Here is a 12,914-nt window from a genome sequence, read left to right as displayed (position 1 = left end):
TTCCTGCGGTTCAGCGCAAGAAAATCTATTGCAAGACGGCGGGCCATCAGTGTCAAACTGATGCGCGATGACCTACGCCCTTCCGCCACTCAACGCACTCCGTGCCTTCGAGGCCGCCGCGCGCCATCTCAGCTTCAAGCTGGCCGCGCACGAACTTCACGTGACGCCCGCCGCCGTCGGCCAGCAGGTGAAAGCGCTGGAAGCGCGCCTCGGCGTGCAGCTGTTCGAGCGGCTGCACAAGCAACTCATCCTGACTGCGGCAGGTCAGGCCTATCTGCCCGGGGTGTCGGAGGGCTTTCGCCACATCGCGGAAGCGACCTCGCAATTGAAGCCTGAAGGTGTCGTGCTGCTGCAATTGGGCGTCCATGCCAGCTTCGATCTGCGCCGCCTTGATCTCGCGGCGTTTCGAAGCGCGCATGCGGAGATCGGCTTGCGCGTGCTCCAGCCCGCCGGCCTGCATGAGCTCGTCGAGGGCAAGGTTGATCTCTTGATCGCCCGCAGCCTCGGCCATCACCCTGGTTATCGCTGTGACAGGATCACCGAGAGGACAGGTCTTGGCGATTGGCTGATCGCGCCCGAGGGCACTGCGGATTGCCCGGAGATCGTCAGCTTTCGCGAATGGCTGCGTACGGTGATGGATGCGAAGGCGCGCGCGAGCCGCCGGCCGCGGCTGGTCGGCGGCGTCGGAAGCTGATTCTTATCGGCGATGAGAGCGGCCACATCCGCGGCAGCTCGGATCGATCATCGCTGTCCCAGAAATGCATTGAGCGGTATCTGCGCCTCGTACTGGCGCGCCTTTTCCAGCAGAACGTCTCGCAACCGTCCATCCGGCAGAAGCTGCGCCTGCGCTCGGGCTTCGCGCGCAGCCTCGGCGAGCCTTTCGCTCAAGGTCTTTTCCTGCCGGTCTTTTCGTCGGACCTCACTCATTTGCTCCGTAACGCAGGGCAGGTCCCAGCGTTCCCGTGCGAGACGGATTTCGAGCGCCGGAACGCCGGGTTGGTCAGCGCGTTGCCTCCCATATTGAAGGAGGACGTCATGAGCGTTGAAGGCAAGATCAAGGAAGGCGCCGGCTACATCAAGGAAGAGATGAACGAGCACGGCAAGGATCCGAAGAGCCTGCGCAAGGCCCAGGAGGGCCGCGATCTTCGCAACGAAGGTCGTATGGAAGACGGCAAGCCGCCGAAAACCAGCAAGCCCGGCACCGGTCACTGATCGGCCTGATCTGGGAAACCGCCCTTGACCCCGTGTCAGGGGCGGTTTTGCATGAGCGGACAGCGGCGCACCGACACTTGTCCACACCCACGACGCGCAGTAGCGAGCTGCCGATCCGACCTACCACCCATCGATAATTTGCCAAGGCGCTTTCACGTTGCTTTGATCGCGGCATGGGCACCAAATCACGCGAGGTCATCTGGGGCGGCCGCATCATGGGCGCGGAGATTTCCGCCAAGCATGCGCGGGAGGAGGCGAAGAAGGCGGTGCGCGAGGCCGATCGTGCCGAGGCCGAGGCCTGGTCGGTGCGCATGGAGGGGTACGGCGGCCCCTCGCAGCCGTCGCCGACCATCGGGCAATGCCTCAACGGCGGGATGGGCTGGCTCGAGGTCGAATGCAACAGGTGCAAGTCGCGCGCGAGCCTGCCGCTCGATGCGATCCGCCGCCCGCGCGATACGCCGATCTGGAAGCTGGAGGCCTCGCTGAAGTGCCGCTCGTGCCGGAGGGGACGGTCCGCGCCGCCTGTTCACATGATCAAGCTGACGGAAACGCGGAGCATCACGCCCTACAAATGGGTGCATCCGACGGAGGAGCGATGACGCGGGGCAGGCGGCTGTTCGCGAGTCCATCCATGCGCGAAGGCGTGGCTCATCTGTAAAGCAAGGATCCGAGGCATATGATGAGCATCGCAGTGCTCAGCGCGACCGTCACGAGGGCCCGCTCCGCCTTGTTGGACAAATCGTCTTGTGACATTGCGCACCCCACTGCGATGGCGTCAGGTCAACCTAACAAATGTCAAGTTGTTCCACGGCGGCCTCATTTGGCGTTCGCCGACGCCCGCGGGGCAGGAGAGCCGGCCAGCGCTCCGGAACTCGATCGGCGAAGGTCCGCAATGACGGTGCCAAAGATGGGCCATGAGCTGGCCCATTGACTAATGCTGCGCGAGACTTGGTCTTCCAAGCAGGTAGTCTTGATTGAACTCCGCTATGAATTCCAGCTCTACACGCTCCAGCAATTCCAGCGTTTGGCTTTGCCAGTCGATCAAGCGCCGACGTCGAAGTTCTTGAATTGTGCGATTGATGTGCACGGTCGAGAGGCCACAAGCATCGGCAAGGTCACCTTGCGTGAACGGCAAATTCATTCTGCCACCGCTCGCCAGGCCGACCTGTTGCAGTCGCGTTGCAAGTTCGCAAAGCAAATGGGCAACTCGCGGAAGGGCAGCGCGTGCCCCGAGGTTCTCCACCCAGTTTCGATAGATTGCCGCCTGGATGACAGTCTCTCCCCAGAGGGCGTAAGTGAGCGCGGGGAAATCCCGTAACAGCTGTCTCAGCGCAACGTGGCTGACGGTGGCGATGGTGGACGGGCCGGTGCTGCACAGATCATGATCGATGATTGGCACATGCAGGCTGTGAAGATCCGGGATGTCGCCGGGCACGTAAAATGCCGATATCTGATTTCGTTCTGAAATCACCCTTTGCCGCGACAGGAAGCCGCTCATCAATACGGTGCAGCAGGAGGAGCGATCGCCCTGATGAACGACAATGTCTCCGTCCGCCAGATTGCGTACCGCGTACGGCAAACCAACCAGCGCATTCTGCTCGCTTTTCGACAGCCTGCTGACGGCAAGCAAACGTTCAATGAGCTTTTGGTGCGGCATGGACAGCGCTCCCGTTGCATAAGCAGGCGGGAGCGCGCTCGGTCTCTCAGCCACCGACGCCTACGGCAAAGCCTTGGCCGGTGATGCCTGGTAAACTACCACAGGTCGTGTTGGTTCAAAAGACTTTCGGTGGCGGGCGAGAACGGCGAAGAAGCGCTCAACTTACTCATTTGGCCAAGAATGCGCCGGGCACTGAGGGCGAAACACAGAGGCCCGGAGAAGGGACAAGAGCTGGCATCGGGAGCGGCAGGCCCGAGAGCCGCCTATCGCGCTTCGACGACCTCGCCGTCTTCCTTCACGAACCGGCCGACGGGATTGTCCAGGAGATCGACGACGGCCTCCGAGGGGCGGCACAGGCGCGTGCCCTTCGGCGTCACCACGATCGGGCGATTGATCAGGATGGGATGCGCGAGCATCTGGTCGATCAGTTCGTCATCGGACCATTTTGGCTCGGCGAGACCGAGGTCCTTGTAAGGCGTGCCCTTCTCGCGCAGCAAGGCGCGGGCGGATATTCCCATCGCCGCAATGAGGCGCTTGAGCGTCTCGCGCGACGGTGGCGTCTTCAGATATTCAATGACGATTGGCTCCACGCCGCTCTGCCGGATCATCGCCAGCGTGTTGCGCGAGGTGCCGCAGTCGGGGTTGTGATAGATCGTGACGCTCATCGGAATGTCTCTGCGGTTGCGGAGGGGCCAGCTGCTCTCATCCATGATCCTGCTGCAGTGACGCCGAGACCCTGCCGGCTCCGGCTTCGTACCAGTTCCGGGTCGCCTTGACGATGCGGACGACCGACAGCATCACCGGCACCTCGACAAGGACGCCCACCACGGTTGCCAGCGCCGCGCCGGAGTCCAGGCCGAACAGGCTGATTGCGGCAGCGACCGCCAGCTCGAAGAAATTGCTCGCGCCGATCAGGGCGGCTGGAGCCGCGACGCACCACGCCACGCCGAACCGTCGGCTCAGCCAGTAGGCCAGGCCCGCGTTGAAATAGACTTGAACGAGAATTGGCACGGCCAGGATGGCAATGACGCCCGGCTGCCTGACGATCTGCTCTCCCTGGAAGCCGAACAGCAACACCAGCGTGGCGAGCAGTGCAACCAGCGAAAGAGGCTGCAGCACGCGCATGACGCGGCCGAAACCGTCCTTGCCCGTTCGCAAGAGCACCCTGCGCCACACCTGTGCGACGATCACCGGCACCACGATATAAAGCAGAACGGAGAGCAACAGCGTACCCCATGGGACGCTGATCGAGGCAACCCCAAGCAGCAGTCCCACCAGCGGGGCGAACAGGAAAACCATGATCACGTCGTTCAGCGCGACCTGACTCAGCGTATAATGAGGCTCTCCCTCGCACAGGTTGGACCACACGAACACCATCGCGGTGCAGGGCGCAGCCGCCAACAGGATCAAGCCGGCAATGTAGGACGGAATCTGGCCAGCGGGTAACCACGGCGCGAACAGGTGGCCGATGAAGAATGAGCCCAGCAGCGCCATCGAGAATGGCTTCACCGCCCAGTTGATGAAAAGAGTAATGCCGACACCGCGCCAGTGCTGCCGCACCTCGCCCAATGAGCCGAAATCTATCTTCAGCAACATTGGCACGATCATCAGCCAGATCAGCATTGCTACCGGCAAGTTGACCTTGGCGATCTCGGCGGCTGCGACCGTACCGAAGAAGCCCGGCGTGACGTGCCCCAGGGCCACGCCGACGACGATGCAAAGCGCAACCCAAAGGGTCAGGTACCGTTCGAAGATGTTCATCGCTATGCCACGTCGTTTCTGTTGGACTTGGTCCCGTCGGAGCGGCCGATCTCGCGCAGCCTGGTGCCGAGCGACAGCTTGTCGATGCTCCTGAGCGGCAAGTTCACAAAGGTATCAGGCACGGACTCTCCCCTTTCGCTTTGGCGTGCAGCAGGCTCGCAGGCTGTCGACGACCGGCTCGCAGACCTCCGGCCGTCCGCCGCAGCAATCGCGCAGCAGGAAAACCGCGACATCGCGGAACTCGGCGAGGTTGGCACGGTAGACGATCGAACGGCTGTGCCGCTCGGAGGTCACGAGACGCGCGCGTGTCAGGATCGACAGGTGAGCCGACAGCGTGTTCGGCGGTACTTCCAGCTGCCGGGCCAGGTCCCCGGCCGCAAGGCCGTCGGGTTCGTGCCTGACCAGCGTCCGGAATGCCTCCAGACGGGTCGATTGCGACAGGGCGGCGAGCGCCAGCACGGCTTCTTCAGTTTCCATATATCCAGATTTATGGAAATATAAACGGGGCGTCAATCCGGAATTTTCATCGGCGCCGGCTGCCGGGAGTTAATATTTCGAACATTCTAGAAATATCGTTGACAGGCCGATCCGGGAGGGCGCATGATGCTCTCCATGAAGATCGACGATGCAGCAGCCCGTCTGGAAGCTTTGGGTAACCGGACCCGGCTGCAGATCTATCGCGCCCTGGTGCGGGCAGGACACTCCGGCATGCCTGTCGGCCGTTTGCAGGACAAGCTGAAGATCCCGGCGTCGACGCTGTCTCACCACATCAAATCTCTGGTTGCGGTCGGGCTCGTCAGCCAGGTCCGCGAATCCACCACCCTCGTCTGTCACGCCAACTTCGACGCGATGCGTGGGCTGGTGGATTTCCTGGCAGCGGAGTGCTGTGCGGACGAAGTCGGATGCGGGGGCGCTCAATCGGCGGCGTGATTTTTTTTACCGACTTATTCGATGATTCTAGAATGATGGGAGTAGCGGAATGAGCGATGCGAAGACGGTGGCCATCATCGGGGCGGGGCCTGTCGGCCTCGCAGCGGCCGCACACGTGCTGGAACGCGGCATGTCTCCGATCGTGCTCGAGGCCGGCCCGGAGGCGGGGCATGCGATCCGCCAGTGGCAGCACGTTCAGCTGTTCTCGCCCTGGGAATACAATGTCGACAAGGCCGCTGCGCGTCTGCTCGCGCCGACGGGCTGGAATTCGCCGGACCCTCAAGCCTATCCGACCGGCGGCGAGCTGCTCGAGGGATATCTCGAGCCGCTCGCGACACGAACGCCGCTGCGCGAGGTCATCCGCACCTCCAGCCGCGTTTCGGCCATCAGCCGCGTCGGCTTCGACAAGGCGAAGACGAAGGGCAGAGCGCAGGCGCCTTTCGAAATCCGCTACCAGAACGGCAGCGGGCCCGAGGTTCTGCGCGCCGATGCCGTGATCGATACGTCAGGGACATGGTTCTCTCCCAATCCCGCCGGCAGCAACGGTCTGCCGGCGATCGGCGAGGCTGACAGCGCCGACCGCGTCGCCTATGGCATGCCCGATGTGTGGGGCGCCCAACGTTCCAGATGTGCCGGCAAGAAAGTTGCCGTGCTCGGCGCCGGCCACTCCGCGGTCGGCACGTTGATCGACCTCGCGCGCCTTGCCGACGAGGTGCCGGGGACGCAGCCCGTCTGGCTTGTGCGCGGCGCCGATCCGGCAAAAGCGTTCGGCGGCGGCCGCAACGACAAGCTTGCGGCGCGCGGTGCGCTCGGCAGTGCCTTTGCCGCGCTCGTGACCTCCGGCAGGATCGAGGTCGAGACCGAGTTCGGCGTCACGCATCTGTCCGAGTCCGGAGGCCGCCTGAAGATCTCGGCCGGCGCCTGTTGTGGTGCGCGCAGCGTGGTCGTGGACGAACTGATCGTATCGACCGGCTTCCGTCCCGACTTTTCGTTTCTGTCCGAGCTGCGCATGCGGCTCGATCCGGCCATCGAGGCGCCGGTCGCACTGGCGCCGCTCATCGATCCCAACGAGCATAGCTGCGGCACCGTGCGCCCGCACGGCGCACGCGAGCTGTCCCATGATGAGCCGGGCTTCTATTTGGCCGGCATGAAGTCGTACGGTCGCGCGCCGACTTTCCTGATGATGACCGGCTACGAGCAGGTCCGTTCGATTGCCGCCGATATCGCCGGGGACAAGAAGGCCGCGGCGAGGGTCGAACTCGTGCTGCCGGAAACCGGCGTCTGCACGCGTGGCGGGGTCGAGAGCGCCGGGGACGCGGGATGTTGCGGCGGGCCGGCGAAGCAAGACGCCTCGGCGTGCTGTGCCGCTGACGAAACGGCCAAGAAGGCTGGCGCATCCGGCTGTGGTTGCGCTTAAGCCGTGCCGGCTCGGGCGCCGTCGTTTTGGTCGTAAGAGGCGCATGGCAATCGCATATGGCGTGCCACGACGCTGCGGCAATGTGCTCCCGCTCCCGCAAGCGGGAGAGGCGGATGAAGCCCGCGCACGATGGTGTAATCCATATGCAATCGCCAGGGTAAGAGGGGGAAGCCATTCGTAGTCTGAGCGGTCGGTCTCTCATCGCGGTGATGTGCATCGGACAGGTCGGCAATCTGTTGCCGCACGTGACGTTGTCGGCCAATCTCGCGCAGCATCTGATGCCGGCGTGGGGACTCTCCGCAGCGGAGGGCGGGTTGATGGCGAGCGGTTATGCGTTCGGCTACATGCTCGCGGTGCCCTTGCTGACGACGCTGACCGACCGCATCGATGCGCGGCTCGTGCTGCTCTGTGGCTCGGTCTTCAGCGGACTTGCGACCGTGGCCTTTGGCATCTTCGCGCGAGGATTCTGGTCGGGCGCGGCGATCTGGTCCCTCGCAGGACTCGGATTTGCCGGCGCTTACATGCCGGGTTTGAAGGCGTTGACGGACCGGTTGCCGGCCGGCGACACCTCGCGGGCCGTCACGTTGTACACGTCGAGCTTTTCGGTTGGCGTCGGCCTCTCGTTCCTGGTGGCGCAAATCATCGCCGATCGTTGGGGATGGCGGACCGCCTTCGTCGTGACCGGCTTCGGTCCCGTCGCCATGGTCGTCGCGTGCCTCCTGATGCAGGCGCAGCGACCCGTTCCGAAGGTGGGGCGATTGCTCGACTTCGCCCCCGTCTTCGCCAACCGCGAGGCGCTCGGCTACATCTTCGGCTACGGCGCGCACTGCTTCGAGCTCTACGGCATCCGCACCTGGCTGGTCGGCTTCTGGACGTTCGTCATCGCGCATCAAGGTGCGCCATCATGGCTCAGCCCTGTCGCCATGAGCTTCTGCTTCGCGGTGATCTCGATGCCCGCGAGCATCCTCGGCAACGAGGCAGCGCTGAAATTCGGACGACATCGCACCATCACGATCGTGATGCTGGCGTCGGCCTGCGTTGCGATCATCATCGGCCTCAACGCGACTGCGCCCGCATGGGTGCTTGCATTGCTGCTGATGATCTATGGCCTGACGGTGCCGGCCGATTCCGGCGCGCTGACGGCCGGCATGTCCGCTGCGGCCGTATCCGAACATCGTGGCGCCACGCTGGCCCTGCATTCCACCGTCGGCTTCGGCCTGTCCGCGCTTGGAGCCTGGGGCACTGGCGCGGCGCTCGACGCAGCGGGCGGCCCGGAGAGCGCGACCGGCTGGCGGCTGGTGTTCGCGGTGCTTGCCTCTGGAATCCTGCTCGGGCCATTGGCCTTTGCTCTGGGCGCGGATGGCGCGCTGGGAAAAGCAGCCATCGTGAGAGCGGAAGCTCCGACATGAGAAAACCCGCGGCGGATTTCTCCGCGCGGGTTTTTGGAATTTCCGATGATGCCATTCTGCCAGTGTTTTGCCCGACGTGTCAAAGCGGAAAAATCCGGCGGGCAGGGGGGGCCTCACCACGGTAAACACCCTCTCCCGCGCGAAACCGGAAATTGCCAATCGCTTCAATGCCCGCGCTACTGTGCATGGGGTTGTTTTCGAAGCTCTGACTTTGAGGGCGTCTCAGCGTGCGCGTCAGCGCCGGGCGCGCGGTGTCTCGGCCTTGGCGGGCGCCTCGGTCTGCGGTGCGCAGGTCGCAGCGGCAAGCGAGGCTTGCGCCTGCGGCATCAGGCCGGGCTCGGCGGCGAGCGCCTTCATCAGGATCAGGCCTGTCGTCGTCGGGGAATCGATGATCAGGCGGTCGGCCGCGGTCACCTCTTCGTCCTCGGGCAGGGCGTTGTGCTGCGCTTCCGTCATCAGGTCGAGCTCGATCACCTTCTTGCCGGCCGAGCGGTCGTTGATGGCGTAATAGGCGATCTCGTTGCGGGTGTAGAACGACACCGACGTATAGGCCTGGCTCACCGGCACCGCGAGCTTGATCGGCCCGCCCGAAAGATCATAGCGGCAGATCGCGAGCGCGAAGGCCGGGTCCATGAACGGCATCGGCGAGGTGTTGGGATCGGCCAGCGGCAGCTGCGTCACGCCGTTGAGCTTGGTCATCGGCGTCAGCCGCGAATAGGCGTCCTGCGTTGCGATGCGCGGCAGCGCCAGCACGCTGACGAGATGGACCACGAGGCCCAACACCACGCCGGCCAGAATCGTGAACGCCAGGCGGATCATGAGCAGCCGACCGTCGAGATGCTGGGCATCGGCGCGTCGCGCTTGGTGCGCGTCGCCACCCCGACCGGCGTGTCGTAGAGGCGGAGCATCAGCGCATAGCGTTCGATGCCGCCGGTCGGCAGCCAGTTGCCGGCGCGCGAGCGCGCGGCGATGTGGATCTCGAACGAGCCGTCGGAGGAGCGCACGATCTCCTGGCTGGTGAAGCCGTAACGTTGCAGCGAATTGGCGACGAGATGGCCCTTGCGGTCGTACAGCGTCAGCGTCCAGAACCGCGCCGGCGGGGTCACGCCCGAGACGACGACGTCGCAGCGGCCGTCGAGCGCCTTCTTCTTGTCGTCGGCCGTTGCTGTGAAGGCGACACCGTCGCCGGTGCCGATCGGCAGCTCGCCGTTGCGCACGATGGTGGCGCGCGAATAGGGATCGACGTCGGCGGTGCCGGTGCGGGGACGGGCGGTCCAGGCCCCGATGGTCAGCGCGCCGATCTCGGTGCCGCGCGTCGTCGTCATCCAGGTGGCGCCGACGCCGACCACGGTCGCGAGCAGCAGGGCCGTCAATGTGATCAGGAGCAGCCGCACGGGATCAGATCAGTTCTTGCGCGGGGTGGATGCGTTGGCGTTCTCCTCCGCCGCATAATTCTGCGGGAAGGCGAGCGCGCTCGTCGACGCCGTCGGCTTGGCCGGCTTCGTGCTGTCGTCGGCAGCCGATTTGCTCGCGGTCTTGGCCGCGTCGTCGAGCAGCTTCTCGACGTGCACCAGGATGTCGGCGCCGCGCTTGGTCAGCACCGGCGGCGGACCGGGCTTGGTCTCGAGCACCTTCGGTCCTGCATTGGCCTGCGCGTTGGTGAGAGGCTCCCGCGGCAGCTTCTGGCCCATGCCGACGCCGGGGATTTCCCTGATCTCGACGCCCTGATGGGCGGCGACCATGATGTCGTGCCAGGTCTGCGCTGGGAGCGAGCCGCCGGTCATGCGGTTGGTCGGCGAATAGTCGTCATTGCCGTACCAGACGGCGCAGGTGAAATTGCCGGTGTAGCCGACGAACCAGGCGTCGCGATACGCATTCGTCGTGCCGGTCTTGCCGGCGGTCGGAATGCCGTCGAGCGCGGCGCGGCGCGCCGTGCCTTCGCTGACGACGTGGCTCATCATGCCGGCCATGTCGGCGGCAATGTTCGGCGGAATGGCCTGCTTCGGCTTCGGGCCGTCGCGGTCCCAGCGCCAGACCAGATCACCGGCGCCGGTCCGCACCTCGAGGATCGCATGCGGCGTCACGGCCTTGCCGCGGTTCGGGAAGGTCGCATACGCCACGGCGTGCTCGAGCACGGTGACCTCGTCCGAGCCGATCGGCATCGACGGCGTGTCGGGCAGCGGCGCCTTGATGCCGAAGCGGCGCGCGACCTCGACGATCTTGGCGCGGCCGATCTTGGCCGGGTTCGGCGCCTTCGGCTGCTCCTTCTGGCCGATCGCGATCGACAGCTTGACGGGCACGACGTTGATCGAGCGTGTGATCGCCTGCGTCAGCGTCACCGCGCCGGAATAGGAATGGCCATAGTTCTGCGGGCACCAATTGCCGATGCAGACCGGCCCGTCGATCACGACCGAGTTCGGCGTGAAGCCGTTCAGCAGCGCGGTGGTGTAGACGTAAGGCTTGAACGAGGAGCCGGGCTGGCGATAGGCGTCGACCGCGCGGTTGAACTGACTCGCGCCGTAATCGCGGCCGCCGACCATGGCGCGGATGCCGCCGTCGAGATCCGACACCACGGTCGCGGCCTGGGTCGCGTGATAGTCGCGGCCGAACTGGCGCAGCTGGTTCTCGATCGCGTCTTCCGCCGCCTTCTGCACGTTGGTGTCGATGGCGAGGCGAACGACGAAGACGCGCTCGGTATAGGATTTCGGGAAAGTGTCGACCAGCTTGCGCATCTCGTCGAAGGCGTAGTCGAGATAATAGTTCGGCGAAGCCTCGTCGCGGCGGTCGACCGCGAAGGCCGGATTGCGGCGGGCGCCGAACACCTGGCCCTCGGTCATGAAGCCGGCATCGACGAGATTGTCGAGCACGACGTTGGCGCGAGCGCGCGCGGCGGGCAGGTTGATGTGCGGCGCGTATTTCGTCGGCGCCTTGAACAGACCGGCAAGCATCGCGGCTTCGGCGAGGTTCACGTCGCGCGCGGACTTGTTGAAGTAGAAATGCGCCGCGCCGTCGACGCCGAAAGTGCCGCCGCCCATATAGGCGCGGTCGAGATAGAGCTTGAGGATCTCGTTCTTGGTCAGGCGCCATTCCAGCCAGACCGCGAGGAAGGCCTCGTTGATCTTGCGTTCGATGGTGCGCTCGTTGCTCAGGAACAGGTTCTTGGCGAGCTGCTGCGTGATCGAGGAGCCGCCCTGGCGCACGCCGCCGGCTTGCGCGTTGGTGACGAGCGCGCGGGCGGTGCCGGCGATGTCGATGCCGAAATGGTCGTAGAAGCGGCGGTCTTCGGTCGCGAGCGTCGCCTTGATCAGGACGTCGGGAAAATCTTCCAGCGGGATCGAGTCGTTATGCTTGATGCCGCGGCTGCCGATCGGGTTGCCGTAGCGGTCGAGGAACGTCACCGCGAGGTCGGACTTCTTCAGCCAGTCCTCGTCCGCGGTCTCGCGGAAGGCGGGGATGGCGAGGATCAGCATCAGCACCATGCCGCCGAGACCGATGGTTGCGGCTTCCGACAGCGGCTCGATGAACACCCAGCGCTTCCACCGCCCGACATAGAAGCGGTCCATGAAGGTCGAGTAGCGCTCGTAGAGTTCGCGGATGCCCTTCGCCGAGGAGAACAGCGAGGAGTCGATGCGTGCGTCGAGGTCCAGGAAGAAGTTCCTGATACGACTCTTCCAGTTGGATGGTGTGTTCTGGACCACCTAGAACCCTTGAGGCTCGGTTCGAAAGCGTTCAAGCACCCGGCCGGGGCGGCATCGAGACGTCTTGCGGGATTGTTGCGGCAAACCCAAGGCACCCGTTTCGCGCACCTCAAGCGGACTTGCTGTTCTTCTAGCCGAGCGGGGCCTATAAACCAATGGTCAGGCTCGCAATTTTGAACAACAGGCCTAATTGAACCCCGGTTCAATACGGGCCTCGCAGGGGTGTTCCTTGCAGTCGGACGCCCGCGCACCCTAGATGGCGCTGGCCGCAGCTCTTTGGATCAGTATCAGGCGCATGACCGCAGCACGCAAACCACCTTCGGACCAGGATGGATTCTTTTGGAAAACCAAGAAGATGGAGGACATGTCGACCACCGAATGGGAGAGCCTGTGCGACGGCTGCGGCCGCTGCTGCCTGAACAAGCTCGAGGACGAGGATACCGGCGAGATCTATTTCACCGATGTCAGCTGCAAGATGCTCGATTCCTGCACCGCCGGCTGCAAGGACTATGCGAATCGCTTCGACTACGTGCCGGACTGCGTTGTCATGACGCCCGAAAAGGTCCGCACCCTGTCCTGGTTGCCGCCGAGCTGCGGCTACAGGCTGGTCGCACAAGGCCGCGATCTCTACTGGTGGCACCCGCTGATCTCAGGGGATCCCAATACGGTGCACGAGGCCGGCGTCTCCGTGCGCGGCCGGGTCGCGGGCACCGAGAACGAGATCCCGGACAACGAGCTCGAGCACTATCTGGTGCAATGGCCGGGGCAGGTGCCGAAACGGGCACGCCTGAAGCGACGTCCCAACGACTGATCGGCCGGCTCTCTCATCA

Annotated in this window: 15 protein-coding genes and 1 pseudogene; 7 read left to right on the top strand and 9 right to left on the bottom strand. The window is 64.4% G+C overall.

What is annotated here, in order from left to right; translation table 11 throughout:
* Positions 1-67: 67 nt before the first annotated feature.
* On the top strand, positions 68-694 hold the full coding sequence (locus tag XH91_RS23710; RefSeq protein WP_128952814.1) for a LysR family transcriptional regulator: 627 nt from the start codon (positions 68-70) through the stop codon (positions 692-694).
* 47 nt (positions 695-741) lie between these two features.
* On the opposite strand, the gene XH91_RS39465 is transcribed toward XH91_RS23710, so the two are convergent.
* On the bottom strand, positions 742-888 hold the full coding sequence (locus XH91_RS39465; RefSeq protein ID WP_245477187.1) for a hypothetical protein: 147 nt from the start codon (positions 886-888) through the stop codon (positions 742-744).
* Positions 889-1,035: 147 nt separating this feature from the next.
* On the opposite strand from XH91_RS39465, the gene XH91_RS39460 reads away from it, so the two are divergent.
* Positions 1,036-1,212: a hypothetical protein gene (locus XH91_RS39460; RefSeq protein ID WP_245477186.1), complete on the top strand. Its 177-nt coding sequence runs from the start codon at positions 1,036-1,038 to the stop codon at positions 1,210-1,212.
* 173 nt (positions 1,213-1,385) lie between these two features.
* Complete coding sequence (locus XH91_RS23700; protein ID WP_128952812.1) at positions 1,386-1,811, top strand: hypothetical protein; 426 nt, start codon at positions 1,386-1,388, stop codon at positions 1,809-1,811.
* Between the two features lie 332 nt (positions 1,812-2,143).
* Here XH91_RS23700 and XH91_RS23695 read toward each other — a convergent pair whose 3' ends face one another.
* From XH91_RS23695 to XH91_RS23675, 5 genes and pseudogenes are all read right to left on the bottom strand, one after another.
* On the bottom strand, positions 2,144-2,869 hold the full coding sequence (locus XH91_RS23695; protein ID WP_128952811.1) for a Crp/Fnr family transcriptional regulator: 726 nt from the start codon (positions 2,867-2,869) through the stop codon (positions 2,144-2,146).
* 263 nt (positions 2,870-3,132) lie between these two features.
* Positions 3,133-3,534, bottom strand: a complete 402-nt coding sequence (arsC, locus tag XH91_RS23690) for an arsenate reductase (glutaredoxin) (RefSeq protein WP_128952810.1) — start codon at positions 3,532-3,534, stop codon at positions 3,133-3,135.
* Positions 3,535-3,571: 37 nt separating this feature from the next.
* Positions 3,572-4,630 (bottom strand): ACR3 family arsenite efflux transporter, encoded by a 1,059-nt coding sequence (gene arsB / locus XH91_RS23685; RefSeq protein ID WP_128952809.1) that lies wholly within the window; start codon positions 4,628-4,630, stop codon positions 3,572-3,574.
* Between the two features lie 2 nt (positions 4,631-4,632).
* Positions 4,633-4,743: pseudogene (locus XH91_RS23680) on the bottom strand (arsenate reductase ArsC); the annotation flags it as partial.
* 1 nt (position 4,744) lies between these two features.
* Complete coding sequence (locus XH91_RS23675; RefSeq protein WP_128952808.1) at positions 4,745-5,107, bottom strand: ArsR/SmtB family transcription factor; 363 nt, start codon at positions 5,105-5,107, stop codon at positions 4,745-4,747.
* Positions 5,108-5,242: 135 nt separating this feature from the next.
* Between XH91_RS23675 and XH91_RS23670 the strand changes: the two genes are divergently transcribed.
* The 3 genes from XH91_RS23670 (at position 5,243) to XH91_RS23660 (ending at position 8,386) form a co-directional block, all read left to right on the top strand.
* Positions 5,243-5,560 (top strand): ArsR/SmtB family transcription factor, encoded by a 318-nt coding sequence (locus tag XH91_RS23670; protein ID WP_128954971.1) that lies wholly within the window; start codon positions 5,243-5,245, stop codon positions 5,558-5,560.
* Between the two features lie 49 nt (positions 5,561-5,609).
* Entirely contained in the window at positions 5,610-6,977 is a 1,368-nt protein-coding gene (locus tag XH91_RS23665; RefSeq protein WP_128952807.1) for an NAD(P)-binding domain-containing protein, read from the top strand.
* 209 nt (positions 6,978-7,186) lie between these two features.
* On the top strand, positions 7,187-8,386 hold the full coding sequence (locus tag XH91_RS23660) for an MFS transporter (protein WP_128954970.1): 1,200 nt from the start codon (positions 7,187-7,189) through the stop codon (positions 8,384-8,386).
* A 234-nt stretch (positions 8,387-8,620) separates the two neighbouring features.
* Here the strand turns inward: XH91_RS23660 and XH91_RS23655 are convergent, their stop codons facing one another.
* From XH91_RS23655 to XH91_RS23645, 3 genes are read right to left on the bottom strand one after another with little or no spacing between them, the layout of a single operon-like run.
* The gene (locus XH91_RS23655) at positions 8,621-9,205 is read right to left on the bottom strand and encodes a DUF1254 domain-containing protein (protein WP_128952806.1); all 585 of its coding nucleotides are present in this window, start codon (positions 9,203-9,205) and stop codon (positions 8,621-8,623) included.
* Entirely contained in the window at positions 9,202-9,780 is a 579-nt protein-coding gene (locus tag XH91_RS23650; protein ID WP_128952805.1) for a DUF1214 domain-containing protein, read from the bottom strand. Before XH91_RS23650 ends, XH91_RS23655 begins: the two co-directional genes overlap by 4 nt.
* Positions 9,781-9,789: 9 nt before the next feature.
* Positions 9,790-12,084, bottom strand: a complete 2,295-nt coding sequence (locus XH91_RS23645; RefSeq protein WP_128952804.1) for a transglycosylase domain-containing protein — start codon at positions 12,082-12,084, stop codon at positions 9,790-9,792.
* A 295-nt stretch (positions 12,085-12,379) separates the two neighbouring features.
* On the opposite strand from XH91_RS23645, the gene XH91_RS23640 reads away from it, so the two are divergent.
* Positions 12,380-12,895 carry a YcgN family cysteine cluster protein gene (locus tag XH91_RS23640; protein ID WP_128952803.1) on the top strand — a complete coding sequence of 172 codons (516 nt, stop codon included), beginning with the start codon at positions 12,380-12,382 and terminating at the stop codon, positions 12,893-12,895.
* Positions 12,896-12,914: the final 19 nt, after the last annotated feature.

It is taken from the genome of Bradyrhizobium guangzhouense, from assembly GCF_004114955.1.
GTDB classification, from domain to species: domain Bacteria; phylum Pseudomonadota; class Alphaproteobacteria; order Rhizobiales; family Xanthobacteraceae; genus Bradyrhizobium; species Bradyrhizobium guangzhouense.
The sequence above is the reverse complement of the archived record's forward strand: the minus strand, read 5'-3'. Positions and strand labels throughout refer to the sequence as shown.